19 protein-coding genes are annotated in these 16,159 nt (G+C 39.9%); 6 read left to right on the top strand and 13 right to left on the bottom strand.

Annotation, left to right across the window (positions count from 1 at the left end):
* Positions 1-420: 420 nt before the first annotated feature.
* From D7322_RS23480 to D7322_RS23425, 12 genes are all read right to left on the bottom strand, one after another.
* A complete protein-coding gene (locus tag D7322_RS23480) occupies positions 421-1,251 on the bottom strand; it encodes a DUF4595 domain-containing protein (protein WP_121126631.1) in 831 nt (276 codons plus the stop codon).
* 10 nt (positions 1,252-1,261) lie between these two features.
* Complete coding sequence (locus D7322_RS23475) at positions 1,262-2,029, bottom strand: MbnP family protein (protein WP_121126630.1); 768 nt, start codon at positions 2,027-2,029, stop codon at positions 1,262-1,264.
* 28 nt (positions 2,030-2,057) lie between these two features.
* Positions 2,058-2,783, bottom strand: coding sequence for a superoxide dismutase (locus D7322_RS23470; protein WP_121126629.1), 726 nt, complete (start codon positions 2,781-2,783; stop codon positions 2,058-2,060).
* Between the two features lie 19 nt (positions 2,784-2,802).
* Positions 2,803-3,291, bottom strand: a complete 489-nt coding sequence (locus D7322_RS23465) for a c-type cytochrome (protein ID WP_241254764.1) — start codon at positions 3,289-3,291, stop codon at positions 2,803-2,805.
* Between the two features lie 25 nt (positions 3,292-3,316).
* Positions 3,317-4,267 carry a transporter family protein gene (locus D7322_RS23460; protein ID WP_121126628.1) on the bottom strand — a complete coding sequence of 317 codons (951 nt, stop codon included), beginning with the start codon at positions 4,265-4,267 and terminating at the stop codon, positions 3,317-3,319.
* Between the two features lie 10 nt (positions 4,268-4,277).
* Positions 4,278-5,345, bottom strand: coding sequence for a cytochrome-c peroxidase (locus D7322_RS23455; RefSeq protein WP_121126627.1), 1,068 nt, complete (start codon positions 5,343-5,345; stop codon positions 4,278-4,280).
* Positions 5,346-5,360: 15 nt separating this feature from the next.
* Positions 5,361-6,260, bottom strand: a complete 900-nt coding sequence (locus D7322_RS23450) for an MbnP family protein (protein WP_241254765.1) — start codon at positions 6,258-6,260, stop codon at positions 5,361-5,363.
* A gap of 5 nt (positions 6,261-6,265) precedes the next feature.
* On the bottom strand, positions 6,266-7,387 hold the full coding sequence (locus D7322_RS23445) for a cytochrome-c peroxidase (protein WP_121126626.1): 1,122 nt from the start codon (positions 7,385-7,387) through the stop codon (positions 6,266-6,268).
* Entirely contained in the window at positions 7,387-8,259 is an 873-nt protein-coding gene (locus tag D7322_RS23440; RefSeq protein WP_121126625.1) for an MbnP family protein, read from the bottom strand. Before D7322_RS23440 ends, D7322_RS23445 begins: the two co-directional genes overlap by 1 nt.
* A gap of 32 nt (positions 8,260-8,291) precedes the next feature.
* Complete coding sequence (locus D7322_RS23435; RefSeq protein ID WP_121126624.1) at positions 8,292-9,134, bottom strand: FixH family protein; 843 nt, start codon at positions 9,132-9,134, stop codon at positions 8,292-8,294.
* A gap of 96 nt (positions 9,135-9,230) precedes the next feature.
* The gene (locus D7322_RS23430; protein WP_147430527.1) at positions 9,231-9,611 is read right to left on the bottom strand and encodes a hypothetical protein; all 381 of its coding nucleotides are present in this window, start codon (positions 9,609-9,611) and stop codon (positions 9,231-9,233) included.
* A 14-nt stretch (positions 9,612-9,625) separates the two neighbouring features.
* Positions 9,626-10,282, bottom strand: coding sequence for an SCO family protein (locus D7322_RS23425; RefSeq protein WP_121126622.1), 657 nt, complete (start codon positions 10,280-10,282; stop codon positions 9,626-9,628).
* A 668-nt stretch (positions 10,283-10,950) separates the two neighbouring features.
* Between D7322_RS23425 and D7322_RS23415 the strand changes: the two genes are divergently transcribed.
* The 5 genes from D7322_RS23415 (at position 10,951) to D7322_RS23395 (ending at position 14,778) form a co-directional block, all read left to right on the top strand.
* Positions 10,951-11,904 carry an AraC family transcriptional regulator gene (locus D7322_RS23415; protein WP_121126620.1) on the top strand — a complete coding sequence of 318 codons (954 nt, stop codon included), beginning with the start codon at positions 10,951-10,953 and terminating at the stop codon, positions 11,902-11,904.
* A gap of 42 nt (positions 11,905-11,946) precedes the next feature.
* The gene (locus D7322_RS23410) at positions 11,947-12,948 is read left to right on the top strand and encodes an NAD(P)/FAD-dependent oxidoreductase (RefSeq protein ID WP_121126619.1); all 1,002 of its coding nucleotides are present in this window, start codon (positions 11,947-11,949) and stop codon (positions 12,946-12,948) included.
* A complete protein-coding gene (locus tag D7322_RS28595; protein ID WP_121126618.1) occupies positions 12,949-13,251 on the top strand; it encodes a hypothetical protein in 303 nt (100 codons plus the stop codon).
* 251 nt (positions 13,252-13,502) lie between these two features.
* Positions 13,503-14,357, top strand: coding sequence for an MBL fold metallo-hydrolase (locus tag D7322_RS23400; protein WP_206531770.1), 855 nt, complete (start codon positions 13,503-13,505; stop codon positions 14,355-14,357).
* Between the two features lie 13 nt (positions 14,358-14,370).
* Complete coding sequence (locus tag D7322_RS23395; protein WP_121126617.1) at positions 14,371-14,778, top strand: ester cyclase; 408 nt, start codon at positions 14,371-14,373, stop codon at positions 14,776-14,778.
* Here D7322_RS23395 and D7322_RS29310 read toward each other — a convergent pair.
* Positions 14,686-14,883 (bottom strand): TetR family transcriptional regulator, encoded by a 198-nt coding sequence (locus tag D7322_RS29310; protein WP_394342607.1) that lies wholly within the window; start codon positions 14,881-14,883, stop codon positions 14,686-14,688. The genes D7322_RS23395 and D7322_RS29310 overlap by 93 nt on opposite strands.
* Before the next feature lie 364 nt (positions 14,884-15,247).
* Here D7322_RS29310 and D7322_RS23380 point away from each other — a divergent pair, with 364 nt between their 5' ends.
* Positions 15,248-16,120 carry an AraC family transcriptional regulator gene (locus D7322_RS23380; RefSeq protein WP_121126614.1) on the top strand — a complete coding sequence of 291 codons (873 nt, stop codon included), beginning with the start codon at positions 15,248-15,250 and terminating at the stop codon, positions 16,118-16,120.
* The last annotated feature ends 39 nt before the right edge of the window (positions 16,121-16,159 follow it).

The raw sequence follows: 16,159 nt of genomic DNA, 5'->3' as shown, positions 1-16,159 counted from the left end.
TCAGGCGAACAGGTTGAGGTAGTTTCTGGACGTCAACACCAGATCTGGATAATCTCGGGGGTAAATTAGTTGAGCATCATGTCGGTAATACCTAATACAGGGAAACAAGTGCAGGCCTGCACTTGTTTCCCTGTATCATTAAGAAATCACCAGTTTTCTTTGCTCTGTAGCGTCTGCGCGCCAATATTTTTTACTTAATTTTATGACCAATCTACATGATAGTTATTTTGTATTTGATCGGTTAGATTTCACTATCATTAACCAATTCAAACAACTAATTAATTAATTCATATTATGAGTCCTTTATATTGAAAAAGTAACTGGCAGGTTACTCCAATTCTCCAAAAAACACAGGAAATAACTTTCCTGGTGAATCTCATTTTTTTAAAATGATCATTTACCCCTCCATGTAAAGAGAGATTAAAAGCAGGTATGTTCGATATGATAAACCGCCGAATCGATTGATTCGGCCGAATTCACCTCCGTTAGTTTACTTATATTGTTTTTATCGTCTGATTCGTATAACAGCTCATATGTACCAATAGTCTTAATACGGTTTTTTGGAAACTTACCGAAGTATCCGCCGGATGTAAGAACGGCCATTCCGACCGGATTAAATATTGGCGTAGGGGTCCTGTGCAATGAATTAATATGATAAATTGGCGCTGTGCTGTGTATAGGTAGATTAGAGAAATCCGTATTGGCATAATAGGTAAGCTTTATATCCTCATCGTTCCCATTGAGCCCATCATGGATATTGACCAAGTTCCCATCTTCATATGAAAACAAAACTTCTTTGTCTTCTTCTTTGATACGAGTCAAGTATCCTTGTTCATTGTATACAAAATCCAGTACAAGATAGTCTTTGATTTCTGTCTCCCAAGGCGCCATCCATTTACGCCTAAGGTGAGTAATAAGACCTTTTTCATTCAAAGAGTAATAATCGGTTACAGTGTTAGGAGCCTCTCCGGCATATTTCAGAATCACTTTGTCTTCATAATATTCAAAAGAAATCTGATTGCTTCCCACCGGAGCCAATATAACGCGTCCTTGCGCATCATAACTGAATGGTGTTTGTGCAGGATTGCCAGATCGATCCCCCATATACCAGTTTCTCGTGTAAAAGTTCACACGACACGAGAGCTTAGGTTCCAGTTCCGATTCTAAAACTGGATTGTCTTCTGAACAGCTTATAAATAATAATGCTATCGCAAGAGAGGTAAGGATGTATGAATTAATTTTAAACATCATGCCTATATAATTATTTTAATGTAAAAAAATTAGTCGAAAAATGGTCTGAAATAGTCTTCATTTGCTTCAGTTGCTGTGCTCCAACGACCGGTGTTTCCCAACTGTCGAACGATCCAAGGAGGCTAAGTACGTCACCCTTAAATTCAATTTTCGATCGCGTTTCCTGTGCAAGATTAACGGGAGTTTTAAAGTCGATTTTAACCGTTCGGTAATTATCGTTCAATCCTGTTTCGATCTTAATAATCTTGGTTGTACCGTCCTCTGCCAGACCTTTTAGTGAAGTGAAAATATAACTTGTGTGCCACATCCATGAAATATTGGTCATACCTGTCATAGCAGACAGTTCACCAGAGGTTATACTAAGATTGTCGTTAAGTTCACTATCTACGCCGATACCGAACTCGATTGCTGTATAGGTTTCAATAGGCAGGTTTTGTAAGTCTATCTGCTCCCGCTTTCTGGCGGGGTAGTTATAAGCTCCATCCTGAATAGCAATGTCCTTAGTTTCCTCGATCAGGTAATAAGAGTTTGGGATTTCGATCCATTCACCATTCTGTTTTTGTAATCGGATATTGCTTACCCAATATCTAAAACTATTAAATGTATAGGTCTTGCCATCAATGTCGAAAGCCTTATCAAGCGCAAAATCCTCGTTGCCTACGACATTGTCAAATTCGATGGAAAGATTTCCACCAGCTACTTCCACAAGTTCTGTGTCCTTAGAACAAGATGCCATCATTGTCAATAATGCGATAGAAAAAAAACTCTTTTTGATCATTTGTTTATTGTATTGTGTATAATTAATTTTATTTGGATGTACGATATAGATGTTCCACCTGCTCCCAGTTTACAATCTCCCACCATTTATCGACATAGTCGGCCCGCTTATTCTGATAGTTCAGATAATAAGCATGTTCCCACACATCGAGTCCCAAGATTGGAGTACCTTTGAATGGCGACACATTCATTAAAGGATTGTCCTGATTGGGTGTCGAACCAATTTTTAATTGATTGCCGTCTTTTACCAGCCATGCCCATCCCGAGCCAAACTGTCCTAATGCGGCTTTAGAAAATTGTTCTTTAAACGAGTCGAAAGATCCAAAACTGCTTCTAATCGCTTGGTCAAGCTGTCCTGTTGGTACATTGTTGTCTGTTGGTTTACGGAGAATAGACCAGAACAGTTCGTGGTTAAATGCTCCTCCCGCATTATTGCGGAGCTTCGTAGAATAGTTCGATATACGGGAAAACAAATCCTTTACATGAGCTGCCGATACGTTTTCCGAAATAATGGCTTCGTTCGCACTGGTGATATATGTCCCGTAGTGACGCACATAGTGTATTTCCATAGTAGCCGTGTCGATGACAGGCTCCAGTTCATTATAGGAATAGTTCAGGCTTGCCTTCTCAAATTTGAATTTGCTAGTTACCTTCGATCCTAGCGTACTATCTGCAAATGTCTTATTGGTTAACAATAAACCGGTAGCCAGTGTTAAACTACCTCTAACAAAATCTCTTCTATTTGTTGTTTTCATGATAAATGGATTTTAGTTCCTAATTCGTTCTTGCATCTTCCTGTCTTAAATATTCCAGTATAGACTTTGCTTCCTGTTCATTTAGGCCAACACTGACCATCATACTTTCGAAGTCGTCTTTTATGGCAAGTGCATCTGGATCCTTATCAAACATTTCCTGTGTATTTAATAGCAGATTCAGTATCCATTCCGGTGTTCTTTTCTTCGTTACACCTTTCAAAGCTGGGCCAAGCTTGTTTTCGCTGTATTCATGACACATCGTACACTTCACGATGAAAAGTTTATTTCCTTCATCTGCAACAGTCTGGTCAAATTCAGGTTGTGTAAATGACGTTATAGGTCCGATCCCTTTATTGCCTTCTTTAAGGTAATCGTGGACGACCATTTCTTTAGGTTGGTCTGCTTTTGTCTCCGGTGGAGCTGTTGAACTGTTTGTCTTCGGACTGTTGTTGCACGCAATAGCCGTAACGAGAAGACCAACGGCTAATATTATATTTAATCTTTTCATATATCTGTTTATTTTACTGGTGAAATTAAAAGGAGAATGATACATGGGTCATAAAACGATTTTCAGCCTTTATACGTCCATCTGCGAGATTTTGATTGATCGGAGTCTGAAAATTTCCACCAATAGAGATTGCCCCGATATTGATTTCAACACCTGCAATTCCCATCGTGGAATGTCCACCAGACTGGGTAACGTCAAAGCGGTTATAAAGCAGATCTTTTGGCTGTGTTTCATATAGCACACCTGCATTTGGAGAAATACGTACTTTGTTCTTTATATTGAACTTATAGTATCCCAGTGCATTAATTGTTAATTTGTTGGCATAGCGATAATCATGCTTGTTTTCTGTATTGATCTTATACGTTGCATTGACGTTGAGTCCGGCATCCATCAAACGAATGTCGTAAGCCGCATTGATCATAAAATCTGTACTCGCCGTTCCTAATTGGAAGTTATTCGGAGCGCCCATCTCTGCACTGGATTGTTCGCTGGTATCATATTTACCGGTAGGCGCCTTGATTCCTGCCCCCACCCATAAGGACTGCATAAGAATTTTGTTCTTTCCTGTCGTACGGACATCATCCAGAAGTTTGTAATGCCCCATAACAACAATATCGCCAAGCCCGTTCTTCTTTCCGGTTTCCAAGCTGTTGTTACCAATGGTCCGTTCATTAAAACTATACGGAATTATCGCCATTACCCGCCAACGTTCTCCGAAATTCCATGCGCCCCAAAGTTCCATCGTACGATAGGTTTCATTCGTTGAATTCGGTGTACGGATACCGTTAGGGCCGAGGTGGGTCTGTAGTCTATTCTGTTGGTATCGTAAACCGACAAAACGTTTGTTGAAGTTCGGTAAGATGCCCAAGTAGTAGCTTCCGACACCACAGCCGCAGACATCACAGGCTACTGACATGGGTATGTTTGCAAAAAGTGCGACAACGGAAAAAATCGATAGTATTATTCTCTTTCTCATATTCTAATAGCTAATTGACTATAAAATCAGACCCGAATGGTTCTGAAAGTAACTTGTTCGACAAAAAGGCAGGGTCTTCCAGTGTTTTCAGAAATGCCATTAAATCTGTTTTTTCATCCTCGGTCATGGCAATGCCCAATGTGCCGTTAGATTGACGGAACAGTGGATCCAATGTCGGTGAATCTACCATATCATGGCGATAATGGTCGAGCATACGGCTAACGGTCAGATAGCGTCCGTCGTGTGTATAAGGCGCGGTAAAGGAAAGGTTCCTTAAAGAGGGTACCTTGAATCTGTATTCGTCCTTTACGTTACCCGTTACGATAGCTCTTCCTTTGTCATTACTTCTATTGGGACGTATACCATTGTTACGATAACTAAGATCCGTGAACAAGGGTTCTTTGTGGCAGTTCGCACAGTTATTCTGGAAAAACAGATAACCCCGTTTTTCCGATTCTGAAAAAGAAGCACCTTTTTCCTTACGCATCACTTTGTCGTATTTGGAATCACTACTGGTAGCCATGAGCATAAATTGCGACAAGGCCCTAAAAAACAACACATCTGTAATCTCCTCCGTACCGAAAGCTTTCTTGAACAGCGCAGGATATTCCGGACGTGCCCTTAATTTGAGCAGGATGTTGGGTACCGTCTCGTCCATCTCCACCTCACTATGGATAGCATTTACCCCTGACAAGTCGAGATCAAATACACCGCCATCCCAAAAGAACTCATTGTGCCAGGCCAAGTTCATAATCGGCATGGGATTACGTGTCCCAAGCCGGTCATCAATCCCGTGACTTACGTCATGGCCGTGGTGTGTAAATCCAGCTCCTTGTATATGACAGCTCCCACAGGCGATTGTATTGTTTCGCGAAAGCCTTGGTTCATAAAATAATTTTTTCCCTAATTCAAAACCATCCTTTGTCACCGGATTTCTGGTGAGGTCATAGGCAGGTTTCGGAAAATTGGAAGGCTGTACAAACCCAAAGAATATCTCTTCGTCCTCCAAGATGTCATTTCCTTTTTTGCAGGCCCATATCAGGGCAAGAATCGTGGTAATAACTATTATTTTCTTCATCTCTTCCTTGTTTTATTAATTCGAGGAAAGCTCCTCTTCACTTCGCACATAGTTTTCGGTATGATCATGCGTAAACAGAACGCCAAAATTACCTGCGATATTCCCACTATCCTCTTTATTGAACATGACGTTAGGTTTATCTGCTATACTCAACTTATACGGGCCATTAAAGATCTGCATCAGGTCGACCATCAAATGGACATTGCTCCTTAAGTCTGCTCTCACATGCGCCAAATGGTCTCCACTAGTTTTGGTCAGGTCAACTGTAATGATTTTGATATTGTTCATTGCTTCCGGATCATCAAAGGGGTAACCAAAACCTCCGATATGATATTTGAATTGTTTATTACCAGTAGGGTCACCTTGCTGATCATCGGATACCACGTCACTATTCCCTTCCAGTTTGAAGAAGATATAACCCTGGCTCCATGTCCAGAACATACCCGCATGGCCTTCTCCCGGATTGAAGGAAAGCACCCCCGTTCTTCGTTCCATAGGCATCATGTTTCTTTCCTGATCGACGCCGATCATAAACTCAATTTTGGTGTAATCGCCCTCAGGCACCTTGACCTTGGTAAAGCGGGTCGTTCTATCCGATCCATTCACCATAAAATAGCTGTCGTCCTGCGGAACGGTATAACTACTTCCATCGGCTTTGTAAAGCTTGATATTGCTGATGTAGTACATCAGGATACGTATACTGAATTGCTCGCCTTTTGCATTTCGGTACAGATAGTTAGGGTCGATATATAATCGGTCTTCCCCAACGATATGGTCAAACTCAATAGAGAAATCGCCCATTTTAGTTTCGTCAATAATATCGTCATCCTTTTTACAGGCCGATAGGAGAAAGCAAAATGCTATAAGTGCGGTCGCCATATTCTTCCAGTTTCTTTTTATCATTTTATATTTCATATCAATTATTTAAAAGGACTTGAAAATTCCCTGTTTTTTAAAAATGTCTCATCGGTCAACGCATTCAGAAAAGACTTAATGTCCTCGACTTCTTTGTCTGTCATGGGTATGCCGGCCCGGTCATTGTTCTGGTATAATACCGAAGCTGTAACAGGGGTATCTTTAATATCGAAACGATAATGATTTAGTACCTCATCTATCGTTTTAAACCGTCCATCATGCATATAGGGTGCGCTCACCATCACATTACGCAGCGTGGGGGTTTTGAAAGCACCCAAATCCAGTGGATTGTAGGTAATACGGTATCTGCCCCAATAAATTCCCTCATGCGATCCGTCCGAAAAATCATCGTCTATCCCATTATTGTGGAAATCATTATCCGTAAATAATTCCCCTGCGTGGCAAGAGCCACACTTTTGGCGAACCAGATTCAGTCCGCGAAGCTGGTCGGCAGATAGTGCGTCCAGCTGCTCTCCCCGACGGTATAAGTCGTATGGAGCATCTGCCGAGATCAACATCCGCTGGAATTGCGATAGCGCCATAGCTGTTCGATGCTCGCTTGGCAGTTCCCCAAATGCTTTGTGAAATAGCTCCACATAAGTAGCATCTGCCCGCAACCGTTCCACCAGCACGGGTAGGTACATACCCATCTCATCTGCATGTGTCAGCGGACCAAATGCCTGCGACTCCAGATTGGTCGACCCGCCATCCCAAAAAAGGCCCTTGTCTGTCCACGCAAGATTGATCAACGTAGGTGAGTGCCGCTCCAGAGGCTTACCCGATACACCGGCTGTGGTAATAGCCACTCCATCGGAAAAGCCTTTGCTTTGGTGGTGACAACTTGCACAGGAAACCTGCTTGTTGGCAGACAGAATCGGGTCGTAGAAGAGTCTCCGGCCCAATTCAGCTCCCGTTTTGGTCAGAGGATTTGAGGGCAGACCCGTTTTGGGATCAATAGCGGATTCCACTGCTTTGGGAAAAAATACAGGCTGACGAAAGGCAAAAGGAATCTCCTCCTCGCCGGTAATGGGTAGGTCATCATCCTTTGAACAGGATAATACGCCGAACAACCCCACCAAAAGGACGAAGACTCCAGTGATATGTTTACTTCTTAGCTTTACAGACATTAATTTGCTTCCACAGAAACCGAACCCGCTTCTTTGAATGTTAACGATTTACTTAAGAAAGTATCGCGAAAAGCTATCATCAGTTCTTTTTTACTTTGGCTGATGCTGTTGTTGGTCCATGGCTGATCGGTAGCTGATAGCAATTCTTTGACATTCACGTCCAAAGTGATTTTTGCCGAGTTTTGAGCATCAACTTTCAATAGTGTAGCCAGTTCTATCGTTTTTTCAGCGCCGTCAAACAGTTCGTTGGAACCTGTTTCCCACGACATTGCCTTCGAAGTTGGTGCACCGTCTGCCCAATGTATAGTACCGGCCAGGGTCAAGAATTTGTAACTCGTGAACCACATCCAGCCATCGCTGACACCCATTCCGTTCAGCGAACCTAGTTCCCCTGCGGTCAGGGTAATATTATCATTGTATTTTTGATCTACACCAATAGAAAATTTAATGGCCTTGTATTCGCCAAAAGGGATCTCCTTGATCATCACTTCTTCGCGCTTGGTAGCCGGATACTTCTCTCCATTGACCAAATGTGGTACAACTATTTCGTTAGTTTCTTCCACCAGATAGTAGGAATCCGGTATGGCATGTTCTTTATTATCTTTATCAACCAGTTTGACATTGCTTACCCAGTAACGGAGACGGTTAAACTCGAAATCTAGATCATAAGTCCCACTGGCGTTGACGAGTTGATAGGGATATCTTTTATTCAATTCAAAATCTGACTCACCGTACCGGGCATCAAAGGTCAGGGCCAGAGATCCTGCCTGATCCGCGTAGACAATTTTTTCAACTTCTTTAATTTCAGTTTTTTCACAGGATGTGAACATCAGCGCAGCCAAAGCTGCAAAAAATAGGTTTTGCTTATTCATTTTTCTAATTATTGTAGCAATTGATTCGTTTTTTATCTGACCTCAACAGGAAATTCCAGTTCTTCCTGTGATACCTTTTCTCCACCTTTGAACAGATTCACTTTAATCTTCCAATGACCTTTCATCGTAAAATTGATCATTCCGCTATAGTGTCCATCACCTTTGCTTGTGGCGGCTTTATTATTCGGAGAGCCATGCCCCATATCGGGCATAAAAGGTTCTATCTCGACCGTGTATCCTTCCAACGCCGGGAAAAGGTTATGATCCATTTTGTGAAGCGTGAAGTCAATAGGTTGGCTACCGGCCTTTACCTCCTCAGGTAACAATAGACTAACGAACACACGACTGTCATCCTTAGTGCCTACTGGAATAGTCCGTGCGTATTTTGCCTCGGAAACAGGTAAAATAAAAGATAGGCTATCTTTTTTATTAAGGAAGGCATTCAACATCCAGCCTTTACCCATATCATTCATGTTGGCCATAATAAAGACGACTTCGGCTTTGTATAATCCATTACCCAGATCGACTGGTGGGTAATATGGCCCACCATGCGACACCATTCCCATGTCCATGACGACATCGTAGTCAAGATGGGCGTCCGTCGTGGGATCTCCATTGAGGTCCGTGACCTGAATATAAATTGTTTCGTTTTTGCTCGTGAGGCTATCTTGCACAAATACGCTAACCTTGTTCTGAGCTAAGGTCGTATCCGCAATCTTAGTCAAGGTGGTTACGTCCACCATGGCACCTGCCATGTCGACAGGATTTTTTTCGTCGGTTTGCGTGCTATTTCCGCACCCCGCCAAAGTACATACCGATGTTATAGCCATTATGCTAGCCCACATGGACGTCTTTCTAAAGTAGATAAATTTCATTCTCGATTTTATTCAATACCAAAATCGCAATGTTGACTGCCATCAGGATAAACGCTCCTTAGGTCAACACAGCACAACTAGTTATATGTAAATCAACTAGGCTTTGAATCGAGGTGGGCGGAAGTTGTTTTTAAAATGTATAAAGCTGTAGTAAGCGTTATAATAAGTTACATAGGTGTTTTTCACGCAGATCGACATTTGCTCCGGCATTATAATGAAATCCTGCATCAGGCATATGAAAGTCTCGTATTTTACATTTTGTGGAAGGTCTTTTTCAGAAGATTTCTCGTCGAGTGCTTTGAGCTTTTTCATGAGCACACATTGACCATTGCAATGCATTTCAGGTCGGGCTCTATTTTCGCAAAGATTTGCTGCAATAAAAGATCGGTTACTTTCAAACCACACAAATACACCCATGCTTCCCAGGCATTGGTAGGCAAGCACAATAAGGAGTAAGAAAGATACGATCTTTTTCAATTTGGTTTAAACGTTTACAGTTGTGTCAATAATTTCCGGATATCTACTATTGCTTTTTTTGCATCTTCTTCATTCGTACCGTCGTAAACACCCCTAACATGCCCTTTGGTATCTACCAATGTAAATGCGCCGCTATGGTCAAATCCTCCGGGGACATCGGGGTTCTCCTCTGCATAAGAAAAATAACCTTCTTTACCTGCAATCTTATAAACGGCATTCTGAGGGCCATTTAAGAACCTCCAATTCAATGGCGCTCCAACTTTTTTTGCATAATCCCGAAGAACAGTTGGCGTATCATGTTTATCGTCAATGGTATGGGATAAAATAACGAACCGTTTTTCTTGCTCAAATTCTTTTGCTATAATCAGCATGTTTTTGGCGAGCAATGGGCATATCGTTGGACAACGGGTAAAGAAAAAATCTGCCAGATATATTTTATCAGCAACATCCTCATTGGAAACCCACACGCTGTCCTGATCCACAAAACGGAATGCAGGTATAGTGTGATATATTGTGTCGTTAGCTTTTTTACCATCTTTTTCCACCAAAACAATTTCCTTCTCACCCATAATAGGAAGATCGTCTTTGTCCTTGTTTTGGTTAATGCAAGAATGAAAGACAGAAATACTAAAAAGCAAAAGCGATGCTCTAAGAAATTTAAAAGACTGCATATATTTTTTCCCTTATATCAGATTATACCAATAATTGCACACAAAGTTACCACTCTATATATTCCCGAGCATAAACATAAGCGTGCCATTGATTTAGGTTTTCGTGCATAAGTAGCTTCAACCAACCTATGTTAAATATATATACAAGCGATATTTTACCTTTTGAAGACGGATTGCCTGTGGAGGGATGTTCCGGTAGGGCATTTCATTAGCCAACCTTCTTGCAGGCAACAAAATGTTTTGAAATTCAATCTGTGAGAAAAAAGGCCTTCGAAATAATCTAAACCACGGTTTATACCTAATATACCGGTATAAGCAAAAGTCCTCAAGCATAGACCTTGCTACATTTGAATTACAATTTAAAAAGAATCACCAATATCATTATTGGTCAATAACTATAATACCAGTTACACGGATGTTCTCCGAGCAGAACGATTGCTATTAGAGTCAAAATTGAATGCTACAAACGATGCGTTACAAGAATGGATGAGTGTGGTGAAACTTTACAGGGCTTTAGGAGGTAGCTGGAACGAAATGAAAACAATTGAATGATGGCCGTATCAATTTAATAAACGGCGATATGTGCTATAACATCAGCACAACGTACCACATCCATTTCCTGTAATTAGGTATCTTTGTAAGTATAAACGGTATTAATTTAACGAGTGATGAGAAAGAATACTGTAAAGGATATCAAAGGCCCTGCCGACTTTAATAAGGAATATTTAAAGCATAATCATGTTTCTATGTGTGAGACATTGGAGATGCATAGTGAATCTGAAAATAATTTTTGTATTGTTGGAACACTCGAACAGATAAAAGGTGCTCAAAAAAGAATTCAGTTTGAAGCCGCACGAAAAAAGTTTTTCACTATTGTATTGGTGACAGCTGGTTCGATAAAGGAAAAGATAGGATTTACTGGATATGAATTTGGTCCTAATACTTTATATTTTGTTCCGGAAAATCAACTTCATACTATTGAGCATTGGAGCCGTGATGTGAAAGGATTTCATTGCATTTTTGATGTTGACTATTTTTTATTGTGCCTTAAAAATCAGGTAAAACTCAATGATTATCCTTTTTTTCAGCCCGATGGCAATATCAGCCTGAAATTATTCGAAGCAGAGGTAGGTATTTTTACAGAACTTTTTAAAAAAATTAAGTACGAATATTGTTCACGCCGAAATCATAATGATGATTTGATGGTAAGACTCTATCTGAACATATTTCTACTCGAAGCGGAGCGTCTTCATGTTCACCATTCGGAGATTAGTAGAAGTGGTGTTCCACGTCGGGAGCTTCTTGTAGCAAATTTCCAGAAACTGGTTTCAAAAAACTACAAGGAAAAGCGGCAAGTTCGTGATTATGCCGCCTTGCTTTATGTCAGCCCTCATTATCTCAATGATACGGTGAAGGAGTTCACAGGAAGTGCTGCTAGTGATTTTATCCATGACAACCTGATTTCAGAAGCAAAGTCGTTACTAATACAAACCGAACTATCGATAACCCAGGTTGCCTATGAGCTCAATTATAGCGATCAATCTTATTTCTGTAGATTTTTCAAATCTAAAGTCGGTACAAGTGCTAAAAAATATCGGGAACTTCATACTACACTTAGCTAAGTTAGTACAAAAGAATTACAGTTTAATATAAATTATAACGAAATGAACAGAAGACTATTTATAAAAAACGGATCATTGGCAGTTTTGTCGATCTCAGTTACTTCTGTATTTTTAAAAAGCAATGCTATGGAAAAAAGCAATCAAAAATTATACGATACAATTATTATAGGGGGTAGTTACTCAGGACTTGCTTCTGCCATGACACTAGGACGTTCTTTAAGGAATGTCTTGGTAATTGATAGTGGGAATCCCTGCAATAAACAGACGCCACATTCGCAGAATTTTTTAACAAGAGATGGTATGCCTCCTGGAAAAATTGCTGAGATTGCAAAGGAAGAAGTATCCAACTATCCGAGCATTGAATTTCACAAAGGCTTGGCAGCAAATGGCAAAAGAATATCTGAAGGTTTTCAAATAACGACTTCGGACGGTCAATCATTTAAAGGCAAGATATTAATTTTTGCTACTGGAATAATAGATATCATGCACGACATAACTGGGTTTTCAGAATGCTGGGGTAAATCTGTAATACATTGTCCATACTGTCACGGGTATGAATTCAAAGGCAAGAAAACAGCCGTATTAGCTGATGGAGATAAGGTTATGCACTTCGTTTCATTAATTAAAAATTTGACGGATGACGTTACATTAATAACTTCTGGTAAATCCTCCATGCAAATGGACAGCATAGCTAAACTTAATAGAAACGGCATAAACGTAATCCAGAAGAAGATTTCTGAAATTGGACATAATAATGGGTATGTTAATCAACTTATTTTTTCTGACGGCGCAAGAGAAAGTTTTGATGCAGTATATGCTCCCCTACCATTCCGACAACATTGCAGCATACCACAAGAATTAGGTTGTGAAATGACAGAAACGGGACTTGTCAAAATAGATTCCTCACAAAAGACGAGTGTAGATGGTATATATGCTGTAGGAGATAACTCCAGTCCGTTACGCGCTGTCTCATTAGCCGTCTCATCTGGAAATATTGCAGGGTTTCGGGTAAATTCTGAATTGGCCCATGATATATTGTTATAATTGAACTCACCATCATATCTCTGGGTACGTATAAAATTTCTGAAAAAAATAATATTTAAAGATGATTATTGGTCCTTCCGGTGTGTACGGAGATCTAACCACGAGAATGGCATTGCCCCTTATAATAGTACAGTAGCAGTAACAAGTAACAGCGAGGTTTTAAGTGTCAGGCAATCTGAAGATGAGGTTATCCAGCAGTTATTCCAGCAATTCCGGTTTGCAGCAAAATTAGTGGGTGAAAAGCACCTTTCAGCATCGGTTGCAGGTCAGATGCGGCTGGCAGCTATTACCTTTTTAACATGAACATGAAACCAAATATGACAGGTCATTCACGGCCGCACGTAAGAATCAACAGAGCCTTACTGCTTTGATCGGCAAAGATACCAGATGGGCATGACTACGTGACAATTCATATCTGCTTATCAAAATGGTATTTTTTCATGATATCTTGGTAGTTAGCAACACAGGCTCCCTATCTATCTTTGCACAATGTAACATCTATAGATTTTATGATATTATAAATGGGTGGAGCGTACAGTTAAATAGTAGAAGATATGAAAAAAATGATTTTTGGTATTGCATTGAGTTTGATCGCAATATCGTCTTATGGACAGAAAAAAAAAGTAGATCAGTCAAGTGTCCAATTGATAAGGAATGCAACTGTGGTTTTAAATTATGGTGGTAAGGAATTTCTCATTGATCCGATGCTGGCAGAAAAGGGTGCCTATCCTGGTTTTGAAGGAACCGCTAATTCGCATTTGCGCAATCCCATGGTTGAATTGCCTGTTTCAGCAGAAAGCCTTCTTAATTCTGATGCTGTCATTGTGACGCACACACATCCGGATCACTGGGATGAAGCCGCCATAAAAATGCTACCAAAAGGAAAGACAGTCTACGCCCAGGACCAACAGGATGCTGAAGTGATCATGTCTCAGGGATTTAAGGACGTCCGAATTCTAACAGATAGCTCTCGTTATGAGAATATCAGCTTACAAAAAACCTTTGCGCAGCACGGATCGGATGCTGCCTTTGCAAACCCGCAGATGGCAGAGATACTGGGACACGCCTCGGGAGTTTTTTTCAGCCAACGCGGACAGAAATCTGTATATTTTGCAGGAGATGCCATTTGGACAAAAGATTTCGAATCAAATCTAAAAAAACTAAATCCTGATGTAGTAGTTCTTAATACAGGCTATGCACAGGTAAATGGTTTCGGTGCCATTATAATGGGTAAAGAAGATGTGAGTAAGGTGCACCAAGTATTGCCAGATGCCACAATAATTGCGGTACATATGGAAGCAATTAACCATTGTATCCTTACCCGGAAAGAACTTCTGGATTATGTGAAACAGATGGGGATAGCTGACAAAGTGATCATTCCACAGGATGGGCAGGTAATTAACTTTTAAATAGTATACTATTATGAATTTAACGGATAATAAAAAATTGGTTCGTAATTTTTATAACCTGTTGGAACAAGAGAATTATAGTGCTGTAGCGGAACTCTGCCATCCTGAATTTGTATTTTATTTTCAGGTTGACAATCCAATTCTGGGTGCGGAGGGATTTGTAGCTTCAGAAAAAGCAAATTTTGATGCTTTTAAAGGTTTTACTATGCAAATCCACGAAATGATTGCGGAAAATGATAAGGTAGCTGCTTATATGATATTTGAGGGGAGCCATACCGGCAAAGTACTTTACGGTATAGAGCCAACGGGCAAAAGGATCAGATTTTCGTTATCTATGCTGCTTACCATCAGAGATGGGAAGATCTATGAAAAGCGTGCACACTTTGATGTCGCTGATATAAAGGCACAGCTTATACGATAGCTTTATTACAGCTACATCTGTTATGATTAAGGTGACAAAAATAGCTTCCTTAGCTGGGAAATGATGGATTATTCCGCCTTTGCTGAGTCCGCATTTCTTTGCCAACGCATCAAAGAGACCAGTCCGTAACTTATTAACGTTCAAAAGAAATAACCAAAAAAATACGGGTAAGACGGAAATTTTCCGCCTTACTTTTTGCTTATTTAACCAAAGTAGCTAAACTAATGTCTATCATTTCGCATCTTTGTACTTATTAAAACAGAAGTTATCGTTTTTTTTAGCATTATCTAGTAACACAGACAACAAGCAGGTATCCGAAGCAATTAATGTGGTTGCTTTTTTGGTAGATGCCCCCACACCTGGCGAATTTTTGACAGGCAGCGTGAAAGGAGCTATCTTTATACTGATAAAACGCGGAAAGGAAATTGTGTGATTTCAGTTTTATTTTAATAATCAAAGAAAGAAATAGTTGAAAACAATAAAATTTAACAAGACAGAATGTGGGGTAGATTTTCTGCTCAACGTACTTCCTTCTGATGAAGTCGGTGAAGCATATATTAGTCAAAAATTGTTTAATACAGATTATTTTGAAATCATTTTTATCAAGAAAGGGAGCGGTCAGCTTACACTTAACTACCAAAAAATAAATATCGAGGACAATAGTATTATATTTATTTCCCCTTTTCAAAAACGTCAATGGAATCTTAATGAAGATAACCTGGAATTTACGTCCTTGGTTTTTCAAGAAGATTTTCTAAATGAGTTTTTCTCCGACAAACTGTTTACCTACCGTTTATCTTATTTCTACCAGTTGGAATTTCCATTAAATATGCAGATTGAGAAAGAAAACATGGATATGTACTGTGTTTTGTTATCAGAAATTAAAGTAGAATTACGGAAAACCAGAATAGACAGTGTGCATATCATCCGTTCCCTAATCTATTACCTATTACAGAAGTTGAACAGAGTGTATGCCGAAAAGCATCAATTATCATTACAAAATCAAGACACAAGTTATGCATTTCAATTCAAAAAACTGATTGAAACAAATATCGAACATAAACAGCGAATCAGCGATTATACAGATCTAATGGGCATCAGTCGTATTACCCTAAATAAGGCGGTAAAAGAGCAGTTCAATCTGACAGCAACAGATTTGTTAAAGCAAAGATTGCTGGTAGAAATCAAAGATTACCTCATCCATTCTGAATTGACCATTTCGGAAATAGCCTACAAACTCAATATTTCGGAACCCAACCATCTAATGCGTTTTTTTAAGAAGCAAACTGGGATGACAACAACTGAATTTTTAGCCGATTATCAAAATGGTATCATTTCTTAATGATTTGGTATAATCGGTCATAACGGTGTTTGCTAATTT

Source organism: Sphingobacterium puteale (assembly GCF_003627955.1).
Lineage (GTDB): Bacteria > Bacteroidota > Bacteroidia > Sphingobacteriales > Sphingobacteriaceae > Sphingobacterium > Sphingobacterium puteale.
Note: the sequence above shows the minus strand (reverse complement) of the source record. Positions and strands in the feature narration are given on the sequence as shown.

Excerpts from the sequence above, each read along its gene's own strand:
- D7322_RS23480 (WP_121126631.1), bottom strand. The coding sequence starts at position 1,251 with ATGATGTTTAAAATTAATTCATACATCCTTACCTCTCTTGCGATAGCA.
- D7322_RS23475 (WP_121126630.1), bottom strand. The coding sequence starts at position 2,029 with ATGATCAAAAAGAGTTTTTTTTCTATCGCATTATTGACAATGATGGCA.
- D7322_RS23470 (WP_121126629.1), bottom strand. The coding sequence starts at position 2,783 with ATGAAAACAACAAATAGAAGAGATTTTGTTAGAGGTAGTTTAACACTG.
- D7322_RS23465 (WP_241254764.1), bottom strand. The coding sequence starts at position 3,291 with ATGAAAAGATTAAATATAATATTAGCCGTTGGTCTTCTCGTTACGGCT.
- D7322_RS23460 (WP_121126628.1), bottom strand. The coding sequence starts at position 4,267 with ATGAGAAAGAGAATAATACTATCGATTTTTTCCGTTGTCGCACTTTTT.
- D7322_RS23455 (WP_121126627.1), bottom strand. The coding sequence starts at position 5,345 with ATGAAGAAAATAATAGTTATTACCACGATTCTTGCCCTGATATGGGCC.
- D7322_RS23450 (WP_241254765.1), bottom strand. The coding sequence starts at position 6,260 with ATGAAATATAAAATGATAAAAAGAAACTGGAAGAATATGGCGACCGCA.
- D7322_RS23445 (WP_121126626.1), bottom strand. The coding sequence starts at position 7,387 with ATGTCTGTAAAGCTAAGAAGTAAACATATCACTGGAGTCTTCGTCCTT.
- D7322_RS23440 (WP_121126625.1), bottom strand. The coding sequence starts at position 8,259 with ATGAATAAGCAAAACCTATTTTTTGCAGCTTTGGCTGCGCTGATGTTC.
- D7322_RS23435 (WP_121126624.1), bottom strand. The coding sequence starts at position 9,134 with ATGAAATTTATCTACTTTAGAAAGACGTCCATGTGGGCTAGCATAATG.
- D7322_RS23425 (WP_121126622.1), bottom strand. The coding sequence starts at position 10,282 with ATGCAGTCTTTTAAATTTCTTAGAGCATCGCTTTTGCTTTTTAGTATT.
- D7322_RS23415 (WP_121126620.1), top strand. The coding sequence starts at position 10,951 with ATGAGAAAGAATACTGTAAAGGATATCAAAGGCCCTGCCGACTTTAAT.
- D7322_RS23410 (WP_121126619.1), top strand. The coding sequence starts at position 11,947 with ATGAACAGAAGACTATTTATAAAAAACGGATCATTGGCAGTTTTGTCG.
- D7322_RS23400 (WP_206531770.1), top strand. The coding sequence starts at position 13,503 with ATGAAAAAAATGATTTTTGGTATTGCATTGAGTTTGATCGCAATATCG.
- D7322_RS23395 (WP_121126617.1), top strand. The coding sequence starts at position 14,371 with ATGAATTTAACGGATAATAAAAAATTGGTTCGTAATTTTTATAACCTG.